The 18,290-nt window shown below is 69.3% G+C and carries 21 protein-coding genes; 8 read left to right on the top strand and 13 right to left on the bottom strand.

What is annotated here, in order from left to right; translation table 11 throughout:
* Positions 1-17: 17 nt before the first annotated feature.
* Positions 18-617 (bottom strand): TetR/AcrR family transcriptional regulator, encoded by a 600-nt coding sequence (locus AB0L53_RS47485; protein WP_364009821.1) that lies wholly within the window; start codon positions 615-617, stop codon positions 18-20.
* A gap of 68 nt (positions 618-685) precedes the next feature.
* Here AB0L53_RS47485 and AB0L53_RS47480 point away from each other — a divergent pair, with 68 nt between their 5' ends.
* Complete coding sequence (locus tag AB0L53_RS47480) at positions 686-1,600, top strand: NAD-dependent epimerase/dehydratase family protein (RefSeq protein WP_364009818.1); 915 nt, start codon at positions 686-688, stop codon at positions 1,598-1,600.
* Between the two features lie 10 nt (positions 1,601-1,610).
* Here AB0L53_RS47480 and AB0L53_RS47475 read toward each other — a convergent pair whose 3' ends face one another.
* The gene (locus AB0L53_RS47475) at positions 1,611-1,961 is read right to left on the bottom strand and encodes a hypothetical protein (protein WP_364009815.1); all 351 of its coding nucleotides are present in this window, start codon (positions 1,959-1,961) and stop codon (positions 1,611-1,613) included.
* A 73-nt stretch (positions 1,962-2,034) separates the two neighbouring features.
* Positions 2,035-2,439: a hypothetical protein gene (locus AB0L53_RS47470; RefSeq protein ID WP_364009812.1), complete on the bottom strand. Its 405-nt coding sequence runs from the start codon at positions 2,437-2,439 to the stop codon at positions 2,035-2,037.
* Between the two features lie 208 nt (positions 2,440-2,647).
* On the opposite strand from AB0L53_RS47470, the gene AB0L53_RS47465 reads away from it, so the two are divergent.
* Both AB0L53_RS47465 and AB0L53_RS47460 read left to right on the top strand, forming a co-directional pair.
* The gene (locus AB0L53_RS47465) at positions 2,648-3,898 is read left to right on the top strand and encodes a sensor histidine kinase (protein WP_364009809.1); all 1,251 of its coding nucleotides are present in this window, start codon (positions 2,648-2,650) and stop codon (positions 3,896-3,898) included.
* Entirely contained in the window at positions 3,883-4,530 is a 648-nt protein-coding gene (locus AB0L53_RS47460; protein ID WP_364009806.1) for a response regulator transcription factor, read from the top strand. The genes AB0L53_RS47465 and AB0L53_RS47460 overlap by 16 nt, the downstream gene beginning before the upstream one ends.
* Positions 4,531-4,537: 7 nt before the next feature.
* Here the strand turns inward: AB0L53_RS47460 and AB0L53_RS47455 are convergent, their stop codons facing one another.
* On the bottom strand, positions 4,538-5,098 hold the full coding sequence (locus tag AB0L53_RS47455; protein ID WP_364009804.1) for a helix-turn-helix domain-containing protein: 561 nt from the start codon (positions 5,096-5,098) through the stop codon (positions 4,538-4,540).
* 146 nt (positions 5,099-5,244) lie between these two features.
* On the opposite strand from AB0L53_RS47455, the gene AB0L53_RS47450 reads away from it, so the two are divergent.
* Complete coding sequence (locus tag AB0L53_RS47450) at positions 5,245-6,009, top strand: SDR family oxidoreductase (RefSeq protein WP_364009801.1); 765 nt, start codon at positions 5,245-5,247, stop codon at positions 6,007-6,009.
* Positions 6,010-6,106: 97 nt separating this feature from the next.
* Here the strand turns inward: AB0L53_RS47450 and AB0L53_RS47445 are convergent, their stop codons facing one another.
* Positions 6,107-6,268 (bottom strand): hypothetical protein, encoded by a 162-nt coding sequence (locus AB0L53_RS47445; protein WP_364009798.1) that lies wholly within the window; start codon positions 6,266-6,268, stop codon positions 6,107-6,109.
* Between the two features lie 156 nt (positions 6,269-6,424).
* Here AB0L53_RS47445 and AB0L53_RS47440 point away from each other — a divergent pair, with 156 nt between their 5' ends.
* Together AB0L53_RS47440 and AB0L53_RS47435 are read left to right on the top strand one after the other, a co-directional pair.
* The gene (locus AB0L53_RS47440; protein WP_364009795.1) at positions 6,425-6,763 is read left to right on the top strand and encodes a TetR/AcrR family transcriptional regulator C-terminal domain-containing protein; all 339 of its coding nucleotides are present in this window, start codon (positions 6,425-6,427) and stop codon (positions 6,761-6,763) included.
* 133 nt (positions 6,764-6,896) lie between these two features.
* Positions 6,897-7,142 (top strand): hypothetical protein, encoded by a 246-nt coding sequence (locus AB0L53_RS47435; protein ID WP_364009792.1) that lies wholly within the window; start codon positions 6,897-6,899, stop codon positions 7,140-7,142.
* A gap of 55 nt (positions 7,143-7,197) precedes the next feature.
* Here AB0L53_RS47435 and AB0L53_RS47430 read toward each other — a convergent pair whose 3' ends face one another.
* A complete protein-coding gene (locus tag AB0L53_RS47430; RefSeq protein WP_357941693.1) occupies positions 7,198-7,656 on the bottom strand; it encodes a carboxymuconolactone decarboxylase family protein in 459 nt (152 codons plus the stop codon).
* Positions 7,657-7,946: 290 nt separating this feature from the next.
* Between AB0L53_RS47430 and AB0L53_RS47425 the strand changes: the two genes are divergently transcribed.
* Both AB0L53_RS47425 and AB0L53_RS47420 read left to right on the top strand, forming a co-directional pair.
* The gene (locus tag AB0L53_RS47425) at positions 7,947-10,217 is read left to right on the top strand and encodes a helix-turn-helix domain-containing protein (RefSeq protein ID WP_364009789.1); all 2,271 of its coding nucleotides are present in this window, start codon (positions 7,947-7,949) and stop codon (positions 10,215-10,217) included.
* Positions 10,218-10,337: 120 nt separating this feature from the next.
* On the top strand, positions 10,338-10,832 hold the full coding sequence (locus AB0L53_RS47420; protein WP_364009786.1) for a DUF1801 domain-containing protein: 495 nt from the start codon (positions 10,338-10,340) through the stop codon (positions 10,830-10,832).
* A 60-nt stretch (positions 10,833-10,892) separates the two neighbouring features.
* Here the strand turns inward: AB0L53_RS47420 and AB0L53_RS47415 are convergent, their stop codons facing one another.
* From AB0L53_RS47415 to AB0L53_RS47385, 7 genes are all read right to left on the bottom strand, one after another.
* On the bottom strand, positions 10,893-11,750 hold the full coding sequence (locus AB0L53_RS47415; protein ID WP_364009783.1) for a 2OG-Fe(II) oxygenase family protein: 858 nt from the start codon (positions 11,748-11,750) through the stop codon (positions 10,893-10,895).
* Positions 11,751-11,935: 185 nt separating this feature from the next.
* Positions 11,936-12,613, bottom strand: a complete 678-nt coding sequence (locus AB0L53_RS47410; RefSeq protein ID WP_364009780.1) for a LuxR C-terminal-related transcriptional regulator — start codon at positions 12,611-12,613, stop codon at positions 11,936-11,938.
* 48 nt (positions 12,614-12,661) lie between these two features.
* Entirely contained in the window at positions 12,662-13,624 is a 963-nt protein-coding gene (locus AB0L53_RS47405; protein ID WP_364009778.1) for a nucleoside hydrolase, read from the bottom strand.
* Positions 13,625-13,649: 25 nt separating this feature from the next.
* Positions 13,650-14,375 carry a GntR family transcriptional regulator gene (locus tag AB0L53_RS47400; RefSeq protein ID WP_364009775.1) on the bottom strand — a complete coding sequence of 242 codons (726 nt, stop codon included), beginning with the start codon at positions 14,373-14,375 and terminating at the stop codon, positions 13,650-13,652.
* On the bottom strand, positions 14,372-15,301 hold the full coding sequence (locus tag AB0L53_RS47395) for a ribokinase (RefSeq protein WP_364009772.1): 930 nt from the start codon (positions 15,299-15,301) through the stop codon (positions 14,372-14,374). The genes AB0L53_RS47400 and AB0L53_RS47395 overlap by 4 nt, the downstream gene beginning before the upstream one ends.
* Positions 15,298-16,209, bottom strand: coding sequence for a hypothetical protein (locus AB0L53_RS47390; protein WP_364009769.1), 912 nt, complete (start codon positions 16,207-16,209; stop codon positions 15,298-15,300). The genes AB0L53_RS47395 and AB0L53_RS47390 overlap by 4 nt, the downstream gene beginning before the upstream one ends.
* Positions 16,210-16,220: 11 nt before the next feature.
* Complete coding sequence (locus AB0L53_RS47385; protein ID WP_364009766.1) at positions 16,221-18,287, bottom strand: N,N-dimethylformamidase beta subunit family domain-containing protein; 2,067 nt, start codon at positions 18,285-18,287, stop codon at positions 16,221-16,223.
* Positions 18,288-18,290: the final 3 nt, after the last annotated feature.

Here is an 18,290-nt window from a genome sequence, read left to right as displayed (position 1 = left end):
AGGGCCGCCCGGTCTTGCTATTCGGTGGCGCGCAACCCTCGCATCATGGTGTCAAAGGCGTCGTCCCAGTGGCGGCGTGCCTCGTCGGTGCCACCAAGGGCGCCGCGCAGGTCGAGGCTGCACAGCCCGTGCGCGAGCGCGTTGATCCGCACGGCGAGGGCATAAGGCTCACCGGGCGCGAATTCGCCTTCCTGTACGCAGCGGGCCACGGCGGCGACGAGAGTGTCGAAGGTCGGCTGGATCAGCGCGGCCGTGGCGGCGTCGGGCTGGAAGGCGGGGATCGGCCGGCCGAACATGAGCTCGTACAGGTGCGGGTTGGCCACGGCGTTGGCCCGGTAAGCGTGGCCGAGTGCGAGCAGGTCGGCGACCGGGTCGCTGGTGTGGGGGACGGCGGCGAAGGCCTCGGCGAGGCGCTCGAAGCCGGCCAGGAACATCTCGCGGACGAGTCCGGCCTTGTCACCGAAGAGCTGGTAGACGGCCGTGGTGGACACGCCCGTCTCCTGTGCGACCCGGCGGGTGGTCAGCGCGGCCGGGCCCTCCGAGGCCAGGAGCCGGCCGCCGGCATCGACGAGTTCGTGCCGAAGCTCGCCGTAGTCACGGTTTCTCGGTCTTGCCATGGGAGCAAGATTAGCATAACGTTGTTACATAACAACGGTTTGAAACCGGCTTCCGGGGGATCAATACTATGTCTGACCTGCATGTCGTCCTTGGCGCCACCGGCGCGATCGGCTCGGCCGTCGTCGCCGAGCTCACCGCCCGCGGCCACCGGGTCCGCGCCGTCAGCCGGGGCGCGGCAGTCGACCGGCACGACGTCACCACCTCTGAGGGCGCCCTCGCCGCCTGCCAGGGCGCCGCGGTCGTCTACCAGTGCGCGCAGCCGAAGTACGAGCGCTGGGCCGAGGAGTTCCCCGGCCTCATCCGTACGATCCTGACCGGGGTGGAGGCCGCCGGGGCGAAGCTGGTCATGGCCGACAACTTGTACGTCTACGGACCCGTCGACGGCCACATGACCGAAGGCCTGCCGCACGCCGCCACCAACCCCAAGGGCCGGGCCCGCGCCAAGGTCGACGAGTTGATCCTCGACGCCCACCGGTCCGGGCGCGTCCGCGCGACCATGGGGCGCGCCTCCGACTACTACGGCCCCGGAGGCGTCAACACCACCATCGGCCCGACCGTCTTCGCCGCCGCCCTGGCCGGCAAGACCGCCCGCTGGGTCGGCGACCTCGACCAGCCGCACACCATCGCCTACCTGCCGGACATCGCCGCCGGGCTGGTCACCCTCGGCGAGCGCGCCGACGCCGACGGCCGCTCCTGGCACCTGCCCGCCGCCGAGGCGATCACCGGCCGCCAGTTCCTCGACCTCGTGCGCGCCGAGGTGGGAGGCGAGCTGAAGACCGCCGGGCTAGGCCGGGGTATGCAGCGCCTCATCGGCCTGTTCAACCCCACCGTGCGCGCACTCGGCGAAACCTGGTATCAGCGCGACCGCCCGTTCATCGCCGACGACTCGGCCTTCCGCGAAACGTTCGGACCGGTCGAGGTCACCCCGCATGCCAAGGGCATCGCCGCGACGCTCGACTGGTTTCGCCACAACGCCGGCTGATGACCGCTACTCAATACGTGCAGGCCGGTGCGATGCCAGGCTGGATGGTGACGCTTGCCGACCGGCGAAATTCGGCAGGCACGCTCCCGCGGCCGACGCACAGCACTTTCGGGGTGCCCGATAGGTTGACCAGGACGGCCTGACAGCCGGGCAGCGGCTCGTTGACGAATGCGTCGATCTCGTACTGCTGCACCGGGTACTGCCGCGGACTCTGACAAGTGGAGTACGCGATGGTGGCGGCGGCTGTGCCGCTGATCAAGGTCAGCCGCCCGGTGGCCGCGTTCGCCGTACCCGCGGTGCCCACCACTGCCACGCAGGCCAATGCCGACGCGGCGAGAAATGCCTTCACTGTCGATTTCATGGGCCAAGTGTCAATCGCGGTTGGCCGCCGATCCAGGGCATTGACCGGACATCGGCAATGCCCGGCCAGACGATCATCCGGAGAAGGCGGCGCGCAGTCGGGACCCGTTGACGATGAAGGCGACCGCGGCGATGGCGAGCGCGCAGGTGGCCTGCAGCATGGCGAACCACGCCGTGGTGACACCGGGGATCAGGTCGACGCCGATGATCGCGAGCGGCATGACGATCGAGATGATGCGTACGCGGAGAAAGGCCCCTCGCGCTCCCCGTGCGGCGAGGCCGGTCAGCCAGTAGGTCACCGCCGCGCTCGCGAGCACTCCGGCTGATCGGCCCCACATGAACGAGGTCACCGTGTGTCCGGTGATCGCGAGGATGGCGACCGTGATGAGGACCGCGGTGCTGAGCGCTCCATAGGCCGCGATGAAGATCTTCGCCTTGCCGAAGGCTCGCTGGGTGGCTTGATGGTTGGTGGTTTCCATGTCTCTTCTTCCCTCGTGTCGTCTGGAGTCGTGTCGACGTTAGGGAGCGCATGAGTCGCGCGGTATCGGCCTGGACGTACAGGTGAGTGGGGCTAGACCCACTCCACAGCCGATCTGGTGGGGACCAGGGGCGGGTGCGGTACACAGTGGAGACACCAAGCCGTACTGGCCGGATCGGCGCAGGGTCATGAAGTGAGAAGGAAGAATCATGCGACAGTGGGTGACGAGCGCCTGCGTGGGGTTCGTGCGAGCGTGCGTCGTGGTGGTCGTCGCCATGCTGGTGCCGGCCGTGTGGGCCGCTGCCGTGGCGCTGTGGTTCTGGTGGTGGGGCGGAAACCCGTGGTCGGGGATAGCGCCGTTCATATGGGCGTGTATCGGCACGCTCGCCCTGTCCCGCCCGGTGTGCCGAATGGTCCGCTCCCTGGTCGCGAAGTGGACGGGCACCGACATTCCCGCCGGATATCGGCAGGCCGGGCCGGTGACACAGATGGCGACCGGGCACTGGTGGAACGGCTACTCCTACGAGCGCACCAGCCGGGACGCCCGCATGGATCTGCAGTGGCGAACCCGGTGGCGCGATCCCGCCGTCTGGCGTGACCTGCGGTTCACGGCGATCGTGCCGATGACCGCGGGCGTGATCTGCGCGATCCCACCGGCCGGAGTCGCGGCCGCGGTCCACGGGTTGTCCCAGCCGGCGCTCTCCGCGCGCCTGGTCGGGGTGCTCGGCCTGGCCGTGGCGATCGGCGCCGCCCCGTACGCCTGGCGGTCCGTCGAGCCGGTAGCCGTCCGCTTCCTGCGCGCCTCGCCCGAGACGGCCCTGGCGGACCGGGTGGACGAGCTGACTGCCCAGCGCGCGGACATCACGATCGCGCAGGCCGCCGAGATCCGCCGGATCGAGCGGGACCTGCACGACGGAGCGCAGGCCCGCCTGGTCGCGCTCGGGCTCTCCCTGGCGACCGCGGAGAAGCTGATGGAAACCAACCCCGACCAGGCCAAGGCGCTGATGCGGGAAGCACGGGTCGGCGCCGCCACGTCACTGACCGAGCTCCGCGAGCTGGTCAAGGGAATCAACCCGCCGGTGCTGAATGAGCGAGGACTCGTCGACGCCGTACGCGCTCTCGCCCTGGACAGCCCGCTCGAAGCGACGGTCAGCACCGACCTTCAGCTACGCCTGGACCCGCCGATCGAGTCCGCCGTGTACTTCGGAGTCGCCGAACTGCTGACCAACGCCGCCAAACACGCCCATGCCACCCGGGCGCGCATCTCCATCGCCAGGGATGACACCGGCATCGTCGTGGATGTCGAGGACAACGGTCGGGGTGGGGCCGACATGTCAGCCGGCGGTGGACTAGCGGGGCTACGCCGCCGCCTCGCGGCCTTCGACGGCACTCTGGAGATCACCAGCCCGGCGGGCGGTCCGACCTGTGTGAGGATGGTGGTGCCATGCGAATCGTTGTAGCCGAAGACCTCTACCTCCTGCGTGACGGGATGGTCCGCCTCATCGAGGCGTACGGACACCAGGTCGTGGCGACGGCGACGACCGGGCCCGAGACGCTCGACGCGCTGCTGAAGTGGCGGCCTGATGTGTCCATCGTCGACGTCCGCATGCCGCCGACGCAGTCGGACGAGGGCCTGCGGGCGGCGCTCGCCGCCCGTCGCGAGCTGCCCGGACTGCCGATCCTGATCCTCTCTCAGCACGTCGAACAGCTGTACGCTCGCGAACTCCTGGCCGACGGCGCCGGAGGCATCGGCTATCTCCTGAAAGACAGCGTGTTCGACGCCGACCAGTTCATCGACGCTCTGCACCGAGTCGCCGATGGCGGGACCGCCATGGACCCGGCCGTGATCTCCAAGCTGCTGTCCCGCGGGTCCTCGACCCGGCGGCTCGGCGGACTCACCGAACGCGAACACTCCGTGCTCAGCCTCATGGCCGAAGGGCTGTCCAATCAGGCGATCGGCCAGCGGCTCTTCCTCAGTGAAAGCGCCATCAGCAAGTACACGACCTCCATGTTCGGCAAGCTCGGCATCGCCGATGACGACGGCAGCAATCGCCGCGTCCTCGCCGTCCTCACTTACCTCAACGAGCCCTGATTCGGCCTCACCTGGTGAAGAGGGCGCGGTGCAGCATGCCCCGAACCCGCCTGATGCGCCCCTCGCGGCGGACCAGGTCATCGCTGGCCACGACGCTCTCGCCCATCGAGATGGCCAGCATCAGGTCCTCGATGTCGATGACCGGGTGGACGATTCCGGCCGTACGACCTCGCTCGAGCAGCGGCTCGAAAGAAGCGGCGATGCGGCTGTAGAGGTCGGTGAACCACTGCATGTCCACCCCGGCCAGGACCTGCGCGAGGCCGCGATTCTCCACCTGCATGTCCAGCACGAAGTCAAGCAGCTTCACCACACCGTCGGGCACCTCACGCAGCTCTGCTGCATAGCGCTCGATCTGGGCGGCGTTGTCGTCGAAGACCGTGGCCACGAGCTCTTCACGAGTCGCGAAATTTCGGTAGATGGTGGTGCGGCTGACCCCGGCTACCCGCGCGACCTCTTCCAGCGCCACGTCATGACCGTGCTCGGCGAACACCTGCCGGGCCGCCGACAGCAATCGGTCTCGGTTGCGGGCAGCGTCACGCCGCATCGTCGGTGGGCCGTCTTCACGCACGGTCCAACCCTAGCGGGCATAAACGTACACAGGTGTACGGTTAGCTGCTGTGTGGTCCGGCATCTGCTGGACCACACACTTCACGCACCCAGACGTCCCTGCACGCCAGGACGTCGCATGGATCGGAGCACAACACAATGCGCGGTTTGCGGGAGAAGACGTTCATCGTGGCCGGCGGAGCGACCGGCATCGGCGCTGGTACCGCGGTCAGACTCGCCGAGGAGGGCGCCAACGTCGTCGTCGGCGACATCAACCTGCCCGGGGCGGAGTCCACCGCCGCCAAGATCACCGAGGCGGGCGGCTCGGCGATCGCGGTGCACTTCGACCTCGCCGACGAGCCGTCCATCAACGCGATGGTGGCCAGGACGATGGAAGCGTTCGGCGCGGTGCACGGCCTGTTCAATGTCGGCGCGGATCTCTCGCCGGGCAATCTCGGGCGTGACAAGTCGCTGCTCGACACCGATCTCGACGTGTGGGAGCGCACCATGGACGTCAACGTGGTCGGGTACGTCCGGACCGTCCGCGCCGTCCTGCCCCACCTGCTCGCGAACGGCGGGGGCAGCATCGTCAACACGTCCTCAGGCACCGCCGTGAGCGGCGGCGACCGCAAGCGCCCCGCCTACGCGGCCTCGAAGTCGGCCATCAACGCGCTCACGCGTCACATCGCCGGGAACTGGGGCGCCGCGGGCGTGCGCTGCAACGGCGTGATGCCCGGTCTCGTCATGGGCGAGACGCAGAAGGAACAGAACGACGTCCACCTCCAGAAGATGTTCCTGGAGATGGTCCCCACGACCCGCCTGGGCCGCCCGAGCGACCTGGCCGCGACCGTGGCCTTCCTGCTGTCGGACGACGCCGAGTGGATCAACGGCCAGGTGTGGGCCGTCGACGGCGGCGCCAACATGCGCGCCTGAACCGCCGTATTTCGCGCCCGACCCACCCCCTGCGGAGCCGAAGGGCGGGCCCGAATCACCGCCCGTGGAGCTGCGGCCAAGTGGTGGAGCCCGAGTCCTAACCCACCTGAGCGGGACGTCGCATCAGACGGCGAGCCGCCCAGATGAGGACCGTGAGCGCGAAGCCGTACACAGCGACCAGACCGTGGCCGTTGTCCCGCAGAAACCACATGAGCAGCCCGAGCGCCGGGACGCCGACTGCCAGGACCCGCTGCTTCACGCCCCTGGTGCGGGCCAGCAGGGCCAGGGCCAGTGACGCCCCAAGGAAGTAGGTGGCGCCCGAGCTGCCGGCGAAGTTACGGAATCGGTGCTGGGACCGCCCATGCCGAGCAGGGCGTCGATGCGTTCCGGAAGGAGGACGCCGGCCAGGAAAAGGATGGCGCTCGTCCACGTGCCCCAGAGCCACTGGGCGAGCGCCGCCACGATGGCGAGGGGGGCGATGTTCCAGACGGCCGACCGGGTCTGCGGGCAGGCCTACGACCCGGGCACCGCCGCCCTGACCGCGCTCCCGCCCGGCGCCACCTGGCAGGACGAGATCCAGGCCCAGGCCGGCGCGCTGCGCCACGTCATCCTGCGCCACCCCAGCGGCGCGATCCTGCTGGCCGACAGCCCCCAGATGCTCAGCCCCGGCGCCCTGTCCCTCATGGAACGCCTCCTGTCCACCCTGGAGGAGGCGGGCGTACCCGCCGGACCGCGCATCGTCGCCGCCGGCTGACTGGCCGAGTCCCGTCGCGCTCGCCGACCCGACGCCGAGGCCGCTGCCCGACCCCGTCTACCTGGACGAGGACCATCAGGAGTACGCCTGGCACTTCGACCTGAGCAACTCGTTCGTCCACTTCGACGAGGAGGTGCTCGACGGTCCGTTCTCCGGTGCTTTCGCGGACGACGTCCGTGCCGCCGCCACGCTGGACGGCGTCGACCTGCTGATTCGCGGCGCGGACCTGGCTCCCCTCCTGACCCGCCACGGGATCGACCTGACCGCCGAGGACCTCGGCGACTTCCACTACTCGATCACCGCGACCCTGCACCTGGCCACCGACGGCACCCTCCTGGACGCCCTGCGCGCCGCGCGCCGCGGTCGTTCGCCTTCCTAGCCCCTGAAGTGACCGGTGGGAGCCCGCCCAAGGGCTCCCACCTCGCGCGACGCGCTTACCACTTGCCGCCCGCCTGCTGGCGGGTCGGCGCGTTGAGGCGGTTGAAAGCGTTGGTGATGGCGATGTTGAGTACGAGTGCGGCGAGCTCCTTCTGATCGAAATGCTTGGCGGCCATGTCCCATACCTCGTTGGGCACCGGGTCGGGCCGGTCGGCGAGCCGGGTGATGGCCTCGGTCAGGGCCAGCGCGGCGCGTTCCTCCTCGCTGAACCAGGGCGTCTCACGCCATGCGACGACGGCGTGAGCCTGTTCGTCGGTGGCGCCGTGATGGCGAAGCTGCTGGGCGCCACCGGCCACGCACGGGCTGCAGCCGTTGATCTGACTGGCCCGCAGGTGGCACAGCGCCAGCAACTTCCCGTCCACTCCGGCGCCCACGATGGCCTTGTTGACGGCCATCAGCGCCTGCATCGCCTCGGGGATCAGGGTGGCCGGGTTCGGCATGCGTTCGGTGGGCATCGCTTTCTCCTTCGTGGTCATGTTCTGGCGGAAGTCAGTGGCAGTGTTCTGGCGGGAGTCAGTGGCAGTGTTCTGGCGGGAGTCAGTGGCAGTGTTCTGGCGGGAGTCAGTGGCTGTGTTCTGGCGGAAGCCAGGCTGGAGTCGGTCGTGTTCCGACGGGAGTCATCTGACCACCGGCGCGTCCGGAAGCGCCCCGTCCGTGGGACAGCGTGGGACACTCGGAATGCGGCCCAGCTGCGGAAACGACCCTCTGTTCCGTGATCGCGGGCTGGGACGGGTACCGTGTGCGGGTGTCCAGCGCACCTGAGCACCTGACCGCCCAGCTCACCCAGATCAAGGAGTTGAGCGGGCTCAGCGTGCGCGCCCTCGCCCGCCAGGCGGGCCTCAGCAGTTCCTCCCTGTCCCGGTACATGACCGGCCGGCTGGTGCCGCCCTGGGAAGCCGTCGTGGCGCTGTGCCGGGTCGTGGCCCGCGATCCCCGTCCGCTGCGCGCGGTGTGGGTCGAGGCGTCCAAGGCCGGCGCGGCGCCCAGCCCGCGCCGGAACGACCTTCCGGCCGACCTCGCCGACTTCACCGGACGCGAGAGGGAGGCGGCGCTGGTCGAGGAGTTGCTGCGTACCACGGGCGCGGTCGCGATCGACGGCATGGCGGGTGTCGGGAAGACCAGCCTCTCCGTGCACGTGGCGCACCGGCTCGCGCCGTCCTTTCCTGACGGTGGGCTCTATCTCGACCTGCGCGGCTTCACTCCGGGCCAGGAGCCGTTGGAGCCGTCGGCCGCGCTCGGCCGGCTCCTGGGCGCCCTGGGTGTCGCGCATCCCCCGGCTGACACGGTCGAACGCGCGGCGCTCTGGCGCTCGGAGCTGTCTCGGCGTCGGGCACTCGTCCTGCTCGACAACGCGGTCGACGCGGAGCACGTACGTCCGCTCCTTCCTGGTGCGGGCAAGTCCGCGGTGCTGGTCACCAGCCGCAACCGGCTGGTGAGCCTGGACGGGGTGCCCCCGGTGTCCTTGGAGGCGCTCCCTCCGGCGGACGCGGCGTCGCTGTTCGGCCGGGCTGCCGGGGTGGACCTGACCGAGGAGGAGGCGGTCGCCCAGGTGCTGCGGCAGTGCGGTGGCCTGCCGTTGGCGCTGCGGATGGCGGGTGCGAGGCTGCGGCACCGGCCGGGTTGGACGGTGGCGGTGCTGGCCGAGCGGCTGCGTGACAGCGCCAGTCGCTTCGACTCGGTGTTCGGCATGTCGCTGCAGCAGCTCGACGCGGGACAGCGCCGGGTGTTCCGGTTGCTGGGGGTGCTGCCCGGCGCCGATTTCGACGCGGCAGTGGCGGGCGCGCTCGCCGACATGACGCCGGACCGCGTCAACGCGGTTCTGGAAGAGCTGGTGGACGCGCATCTGGTCCAGGAGCCCTCGCCCGGACGGTATCGGCTGCACGACCTGATCCGGCGGTACGCGGCGGACATCGCCGCCGATGAGGAGCCACAGGCGGATGCCGCCGTACACCGTGTCTTGCGCCACTATCTGGCGCGGGCGACCACCTACGATCGGACGCTGCCCCTGCCCCACCGCAAGGAGGGCGATCCGGCGAAGGCCATGGCCTGGTTCGACACCGAGTACGCCAACCTGATCGCCTGTTTCGACGCCGCTGTCCGGCTCGGCGCGGACGAGGTGGTGGCTGAGCTGCCGCCGGCCATGCGCGTCTGGTTCTTCCGGCATCGCGGAACCGACGACCAGATACGTCTGCTCGACGCGGCCGCGGCCGCCGCCGAACGTCTCGGGCGCGACCAGCAGCGTGCCTCACTGCTCGTGGATCTCGGGTTCGCCCGCGCCGCCGCCGGACGTCTCACCGAGGCGCTCGCCGCGTACGAACTGGCCGAACAGTCCGATGTCGCCGATGACGAGCTGGCCGGCGCGCTGGCGCTGCGTACCGGCTTCGTCCACCGGGATCTCGGCGACTTCGAGGCGGCACAGGCGAAGTTCCGGCTGGCGCGCCTGCTGTTCGAGAAGATCGGGCATCGCTCCGGACTGTCCCAGGCGCTGGCCTTCGACGGATGGGTGACCCTCCACCTCGGGCGGCACAGCGAAGCCGCCGAACTCGCCCGCGCGTCACTGGCTCTGGCCGACGGGCCTGCCCGGATGACCGGGCTGGTCACGCTCGGTGTCGCCCTGGCACCGGACGACCCGGCGGAGTCGCTGCGAGCGCTGCATGAGGCGTTGGAGCTCGCCGAGGCTCAGCACAACAAGGCGTGGTGCCACAACTATCTCGGTGTCGCGCTGCGCGTCATGGGTTCGCTCGACGAGGCGCTCGAACACCATCGACAGGCCTTCGAGCTGCTGGAACCGCTGGCCGAGGCCCAGCTGGAGATCGACTTCCTGCCCGCGTACGCCGAGACGTGCCGCGCGGCGGGCCGCCACGACGAGGCGCTGGCGCTGCACGAGCGCACGATCGAGCTGGCGCGCAAGCTCGGGCGGCCGCACAATGAGAAGCTCGCGCGTGAGGCGTACCAAGCCACCACGGGTGCCGTCCCAACCCGCGAACATGGAACGGAGCCTCGTTTCCGCAGCTAGGCCGCGTTCCCGATGTCCCACGGTGTCCCACGGACGATGCGGGCCTTGACGCGTCGGTGGTCAGATAACTCCTGTCGGAACGCACCGACGAACTGCCACCCAGACGGAAGGACGCCCACCATGAGCGCCGCCAAGCAGCCCGCCAAGACCGCCAGGACCGCCACCACCGCCACCGAAGCCGACAAGAAGTACGACGGGTTCACCGACGAGGAGCGGAGCGCGATGAAGGAGCGCTCCAAGGAGCTGAAGGCGACCGCCCGGCGCGGCTCGCGCTCGGCCAAGGCCGACGGGGAGAGCGAGGTGCTCGCGAAGCTCGCCGAGATGTCGGAGCCGGACCGCGCCACCGGCGAGCGGCTGCACGCCATCATCAAGGCCAACGCGCCGGAGCTGTCGCCGAAGCTGTGGTACGGAATGCCGGCCTACGCCAGGGACGGCAAGATCGTCTGTTTCTTCCAGCCCGCGCAGAAGTTCAAGACGCGGTATGCGACGCTCGGCTTCAACGACCAGGCGTACCTCGACGACGGCACCATGTGGCCGACCGCCTTCGCCCTGACGACGTTGACCGCCGAGGACGAGGCACGGATCGGCGAGCTCGTGAAGCGGGCGGCGGGCTGAGAGGCCCGCCGCTCTGGCGGTCACCCAAAAGGCCCTGCCCGCCGCCCGGGTCTCGGGTGACTACTTTCCCAAGCCCTGGAATCTGTTCTCGATGAAGTCGCCCCATGTCGCGTTCAGCGTCATCAGCTCGCCGTCCACCATCTTCCACTGCCGGGCCTTGTGCGGCGGGTAGGCGAAGAGCACGGACGACAGGCGCCGGTAGCCCGCGGGCATGGGCCGCGTGTGCACCCGATGCGTGGACGGCCGGAAGCGTCCGTCGGAGGCGCTGGTCAGCATGCGGCCGATGTTGCACAGGACCACGTCGGTCTTGGCTATCACCGGCTCGACCCAGGTGCCGTCGTGCAGGACGTACTGGAGGCCCTGGTCGGAGGGGGGAAGCTGGAGGCCGAGCATCTGGATCCCCGAGTGCTCGTGCGCCAGCACCCGGCGGTCGCCGACGTCCCGGTAGTTGATCACCCGCAGGTTCGTCGCGTCACGCGACAGCTCCAGCTCCGGGGTGCCGTCCGGCAGCATGCCACGTACGACCTCACCGAAGCGGGAGATCAGCCTGAACGCGATGTCGAACACCTCGGTGGCGGCGGTGCCGAAGGCCGGGAAGGCGCGAATGAGGTCTCCGGCGCCGGGCGGCTGGTCGGAGATCATGGCTCCGCTGACGTGAATGAATTCCTTGGGATCCGGTACGCCGTTGGCCAGCCGGGGGATCTCCGAATTGTACGGGAAGAACCCGTGGGTGCCGCCGACGCCTAATTGCGGCACGGCTGTGTGCGCGTAATCGGAAAGGCTCGGCTCGGTCGACGCGCAGGCTGCGGCGAATTCGTTCATCATGGTCTCGACGCGGGCGCCGATGCCGGGGACCTCGGCGGCCATGAATCCCCATCCGGTCAGCTGCGACCTGATGGCTTCCGTGGCGGAAGCCATGTCCGCCTCGATTTTCGCCGACCGGACCGTGGGAACGCGACCACTGAGTTCCAGGGGAGGGATTTCCATTGTCACTCCATTTCTCGATGACTTTTTCCTGTTTGCGGTTCATACCTTTCATTGGGGGGCGGCCAAGAAAGACATATTTTTGGGGCGCAAATAAAGCGGATCAATTCTGGCGATGCTTACATGGCCTTCGGCGGCGCGGAATCCAGCCCCAGCCGCTGGGCGACCAGGGCCACCTCTGTCCGGTTGGAGCAGTTGAACTTCACCAGCAGGTTCGAGACATGCCGTTTGACGCCGTGGATGGATATCCCCATGGCCCGGCCGATCTGGTGGTTGCTCATCCCCCGCAGCAGCAGAGTCAGCACGAAGTGCTCCCGCTGGGTCAACTTCCCGTCCAGCGGCGTGGCCGGGCCGTGCACCGTAGTGGGCACGTCGCCGTGGATCAGCCGGTCGAAGGTGCGGGCCAGGCTCGCGACATTGATCTCGTCCCACAGGAGGCAGCCGGCCACGCCGTGGCGCCAGGCGAGGCGCGAGACGATCTCTCCTTGCTCCCGCACGAGGGCCAATATCCTCGGGCGGTTTCGCCGGGAACCGCCTTCCAGCACCTCCGGCAACATGGTGAGCGGTATCACCGCCACGTCGAAATCCTCGCCGGCGAGCCGCGATCTGGCCTCCGCCGCGCTCCGCCCGACCGCGGCCTTGGCGACGTTCGGCACCTTCATGAGCAGCAGTGGCAGCCCGTAATAGGAGACCTCGTTCATGGCGAGGCAGAAGACCGACAGCTTGGGGCACCCTGCCCGGTGGCCGGAAAGGGAGGCTGGGAACGGCCTGGTGACCTCCAATGTTCTCGTACTCATCGCATGATCCTCTCTTCTTGATCCATGAACCGCGGATCCCGGATTTGGTCAGATATTCGGTGGCTTACCTGAGGTCATTGTGTTGAGGAAGTGCTGGTAGAACCGGTCGGCGTCGACCGCGCGTGCGCATCTGACAGGCCGCCCGTCAGGGAGCCGGACGATCCGTCCCTGGCTCTCTCCTTGGGTGATCACGTCGCAGCGCACTGTCTCGAACGTGCAGATGTCAGGTTCGGCCAAGTAGGAAGTGGTCAGGCTGTCCCAGCAGCAGTACGGCAGGCCGGTGGTCTCCAAGGTGCCGAATGTCAGCGCGAGCAGCGATCCGGCGAGGTCGCTGACGTGCCACCCGTAGTGGCGGCCGAAGGCCCGGACGAAGTCGTGGGTCACCGGCACGAGGTTGGTCACGTCCAGGGGGAACATCGTGATGGGGACGGAGGAGTCGAAGACCCGCTTGAGCGCGTCGGGGTCCCAGAAGACGTTCCATTCCGCGGTGCCGTCGTGATCCGGCTGTCTGACGTTCCCGGCGACGTCGAGCGCGCCGCCCATGAAGACCACCTCTTCGATGCGTGACTCGACGTGCGGGTGGTGATCGAGACACCAGGCGAGGTTGGTCAGCGGGCCGGTGGCGAGCACGGTGACGGGAGCCGGAGCCTGCATGAGCCAGGTGGCGAGCTGTTCGTGCGCGGGAAGCGCGTCCGCGTCGCGGGGGCGCTCATCCTTCTGATTGAGCACGGGTAACGCGTCCGCCCGCAGGGCATCGATCCGCCAGGCGAGCGGGAACGGGTTGCGTCCGGGCAGCACGCCCACGGCCGTCGGCACGTCCCTGCCCACCAGGTCGAGGATCTTGTGGGTGGCCGACAGGGCCGGCCGGGGAAGGCAGTCGGCGGGGGTCACCGCGACTCCGCGCAGGTCGACGTTGTCGTACTGGGTCAGCAGGAGAAGCGACAGCAGGTCGTCCGGTGCGCCGTCCTGGTCCAGCAGCACCTGACGCCGACGTCTGGAGGTCTCGGTCACGGCGCCTCCCCCCGTTCTCAAGGTGTCAGTCACGGTGCCTCACCAGGTGGAAGGAGAAGTCGGTGCCCCGGTGGTAGTCCTGGGAGTACAGCAGCGGCCGGCCCGCGCTGTCGTGGTGGGTCTGGATCAGCAGCAGCCACGCGCCGTCGGCTTCGAGGCTGCCGATGCGCTCCGCCTGTGTCTGGCTGAGGGTGACGGCGCGGACCTGGGTGATCGCGTAGGCGATGTTGTGGCCGTACTCGGTGAGCAGTTGGAACAGCGACCCGGTCCAGTCCACCTCGTCCAGCGGGCGGCCGATGAGCGAGCGGGGGAACAGGTCGATCGAGTAGAGCAGCGCGTCGTCCTGGTAGCGGCGCAGGCGCTCCAGCCGGACGATGGCCTCGCTGCCAGGTAGCTGAAGCAGTTCGCGCTGGTTGCGGTCCGGTTCCGTCGCCGCGATGTCCAGCACCGTGTTGACGCCGGTGTAGCCGCGGCTGGCCAGCATCTCCGTCACGCCTTCGAGGCGGGTCAGCGGGCGGTCCAGGCTGGGCTGAGAGGTGAGATACCGGCCGTCGCCGTGGCGGGACTGGATGAGTCCTTCCTGCTCAAGGAGCTTGAACGCTTCTCTGATGCTGGTGCGGCCGACGTCGAAGAGGGTGATGAGCTCGTTCTCCGAGGGCAGTCTGTCCCCGGGGCGCAGCCCCTGTTCGACGATCAGCGCGTGGAGCCGATCACGTACCTGAATCGCGAGGGTGGGGTGTCGTCGTGTCACGTGGTTCTCTCCTGCCCGGGCGCACCTTGGAGCGGCGCGACACCGAGCTCTGCGGCTGATGGATAACTGGGAGCACAGAACCGGCGCGTGACGGAAACGGCTGCCACCCGGCAGGCGAGCCGGACTCCTTGCGCCAGGCTCGCGCCGGTGCAGAGGGCGGCCGCCAGGGCCCCGGTGAAGGCGTCACCCGCGCCGGTCGTATCCACAGCGTTCACGCTGGGTACGTCGATCAGCATAGTGCCGTGGTCGTCGGTGATCTCGGCACCGTGCTCGCCGCGGGTGACGATCACCGTGCGCCCTCTGGTTCTGCGGCGCAGGCGCTCCACCGCGTCGTCGGTGTTCTCAGCCAGCGCGGACAGCTCGCTCTCGTTGAGCACCAGCACGTCGGCCCGGCTGAGCAGGTCCTCTCCGGTTTCGCTGAGGAACGGTCCGGCCGGGCTGGGATTGAGCAGGACCCGCACGTCCGGCGAGGCAGCGGCAGCCGCCGCGGACGAGGTCGCCACGGGGATCTCGCCCTGGAGGACGAGTACGGAAGTGTCCGGCAGTTCGGACACTGTGGCGGCCGCCCGGGAAGGGGGGAGCAGGTTGGCCGCCCCCGGCCAGGTCATGACGATCTGCTGACCATGGGCGTCGACGTAGACGAAGCTACGCCCGGTCGCGATGCCGTCGGCCGTGGCGCAGCCGTCGACCTCGACGCCGTCGGCGCGCAGCGCGGCCAGCGCCGTCAGCCGGTCGGTGTCGTCTCCCAGGCAGCCGACGAAGCGGGTGGGCGCGCCCAGCCGAGCCGACGCGACCGCCACGTTCGCCGCCTTGCCGCCGTGCGCGGTGGCGTAGTCGACCGCGTCGACGCTTTCCCCCTTGGCCGGCAGGTGGTCGCCGAACATGTAGAGGTCCACGGTGTAGGCGCCGATGGCGAGGACGGTCATGAGCCGAGTCCCAACGCGCAGGGGGCGATGCTGTCGGCGTCCAGGCTCACGTGCACGTTGGGGTGGCGATGCGCGAGAGTGACCGGGAGCTGCACCTCGGGTTCGGTGGTGAGCAGGAGAACCCGCACGATGTAGCGCTTCCAGGCGCCCCCGTCGGTGATGAGGTGCAGCCTCCTGGACGAAAGGATCTCCGACATGCCCAGGGTGATGGCCATGCGGGGAATGGCCTGGGTGTAGCCGCCGGTCACCCGGTGGGAGTGGGCCATGATCGTGTCGTCGAGCAGCGGGACGATGCGCGTGGTCGAGGCGGCGAACTCCTCCAGGCCGTAGTGGTGCCAGCGCGTCGTCGGCGGCTCGTTGAAGGCCAGATGTCCCCGGTAGCCGAATCCGGCGAAGCAGGTGTCGGCGCCGCCCACCTGGCGCAGGCGCGCACCGTACGCGTCGGGGTCGAACACGTCCGGGTAGATGATGTTGTCGGGGTGGGGCCGCAGATCGGGGTCGAGCAGCTGGTAGAGGTTGCGGTCGCAGTAGCCGCGGAAGCTGAAGGGGTGTGACGGGTCCACGGGCCGGCCCTGCCAGTCGAGGAACTCATCCATGTGGAAGGCGAACACCTCGGTCCAGCTGATGCGCTCCTGATTGCAGATGCGGGCGAGGATGGGATATTGCGCCTTGGGGCCGACGGGGAGGATCCAGCGGGTAGGTTCGCCGCGCATGTTGTTCGCGCGCAGCTCGTCGGCCATCTGGCGGGCCAGCCGGTGATAGAGCTCGGTGGTATCGGCGTACACGGTCAGGGGGTGGCGGGCGATCGCCGCGAGGTCTTCGGCGGGCATGGACAACTGCTCATCGGTGAGGTCACTCGACTTGTCGGGATAGGGGTAACCAATGTGCCGCTCGCTGACGTTGGTCATGTCACTCCTCCTCACAGGGGCGGGGAGAGCAGGAATCTGGACAGGACGTTCCGGGTGACGCGTCTGATGTCGCCGTCGCAGCAGGCGAGGCTGGCAACCCAGTTGATGGATCCGGCCGCGAACACCGCGCCGCCGTTGCCGAGGCGTCGCAGGGTCATGTCGGCGCGGACGGTATGTGCGCCCAGCGCGGCCTCCTCGGTGGCCGGCTGGTAATGGTGGCTGTGCCCGCCCGCGGATGTGGCCAGCAGCAAGGTGCCGGGCGGGGTGCCGAGCTCTGGCGCGGCGCGGTCGATCTCGTCTCCGGCCGCTCCATCGAGCGCGAGCCCGCAGCGGCCCACGGAGTCCGTCTCGACACCGGCGAAGATCCAGGACGCGTCGTCGCGGTAACTGTCGGGCAGGCGGGTGTAGCCGGGTGCCGGCCCCCAGCCTTGGGCGGCGAAGCCGACGCCGAGGAGCTCCTGTGGTGCCAGGCCCCGGTGGCGCCAGAGCCCGCCGGGCTCACCGGTGGAGGTGAGGACGTCCTCGCCCGGCTCGTTGTCCCACCAGTCGCCGGCGTGGCCGCGGCGGACCTCGATGGCGTGGGGGTGGCGGGGGTCGACGCCGGTCACCCAGTAGAAGCCGTTGCCGCCGAGGTACATCAGCCGTCCGCCGCCGGATACGTACGCGCTCACGGCCGCGCGCTCCGGCGCGCTGATGTACTCGGGGTGGCTGCCGGTCATGACGACGCGGTAGCCGGCGAGCAGGCCGGCTCCGCCCGCGTGTACGTCCTCGTCCGTGAGGACGTCGAAGGCGAACCCCTCGGACCGCAGCCAGCGCAGGAGCAGGAGGTCGGCGGAGAAGTGCCGTGGCGCTCCGGTCATCCACCAGCGGTAGCCGGGGGCGAAGTTCAGCACGGGGCGGCGCCCGGAGGAGTAGTAGACGGGGCCGCCCTCCTGCCGCTGGTCGTACAGCGACAGGCCGAGCTCCCGGTGGTCGTTGAGGTAGACGTCCGTCGGCGAGAGCGTGATCCCGTGGTCGGTGACCCGCGAGTAGTCCCCGAAGTACTCGGCCTCGCTGAGCTGGCGGTGGTTGGCATAGGCCAGATAGGTGAACGTGGGCAGGACGACCGCGACCGGCGCGCGCTCCGGACCGGCGGGACGGACGACCACCGGGATGACGCAGGACTGGCTCCGGGTCCGCAGGCGGATGCCGAGCACGGTGGAGGTCGTCTCCTCGGGGATGGTCAGCGCGCACGTCTCTTTCCATCGGGCGTCGTCGAGGTCTTCGGGACTCAGCTGTACGGCGGTGCGATCCGTGTCGCTGCCCGGCCCGATCAGCCCGGCGAGTGGCCGGTTGACGGCGCGGGCGTGGTTGCCGTTCCCGCTGATGTCGGTGACGAGGCAGGCGCCCGGATCGATGGAGGCGTCCCAGAGGGCCAAGACGTCCTCACCGATGTGCTTGGCCAGCTCGGAACCGGTGGTCAGGTCGAGCAGCGGAGCGCATGTGATGATCAGGCTGCTCGTCAGCATCGGCAGGGCGATCCGTCCCGGGAAGGAGCCCGCTCCGAGCCGCAGCTCTCCGGTCTCATGCGGCAGCGCCAGGCCCGCGGCCTGCACGCTCACGCCAGGAGCACGGCCAACGGCCAACCGCACGGTGGTCGTCGACGGCGTCGCCTCCCAGGCCGCCACCAGCAGCGACCAGGATCCCCGCTGAACGGCGGTGTGCCCATGGCAGCTCAGGAGTCCCGATGCCGTCTCCACACTCGCCTCGGCCCGGTTCTCCTCGTCCAGCGCGAGCAGCAGTCGCCAGCCGGGTGTGCCCAGCTCCGCCACGACCTGGCGGGTGCCGAGCCGGTGCGGGCGAATCCACAGCGCGATGCTCCCCCTGGCGGGCACCGGGACGGAGGCTTCCAGGCAGGAGCCGGTTTTCAGGGGTTGTGGCGCGAGGGAGATCGGTGCGGCCGGGGTGCGGGTGGTTTCGTCTATCAGGTCGACGAGGTCCACGGTCCCGGCTCCCTGCGGGCCTGCGGCGTACAAGGTCAGCCGCTGTCCGGGGACGGCGGACCAGCGGTCGGCGTACCCCATCAGGCGCGGTTCCATCCG

Source organism: Nonomuraea sp. NPDC052129, from assembly GCF_040680095.1.
GTDB lineage: Bacteria > Actinomycetota > Actinomycetes > Streptosporangiales > Streptosporangiaceae > Nonomuraea.
The sequence above is the reverse complement of the archived record's forward strand: the minus strand, read 5'-3'. Positions and strand labels throughout refer to the sequence as shown.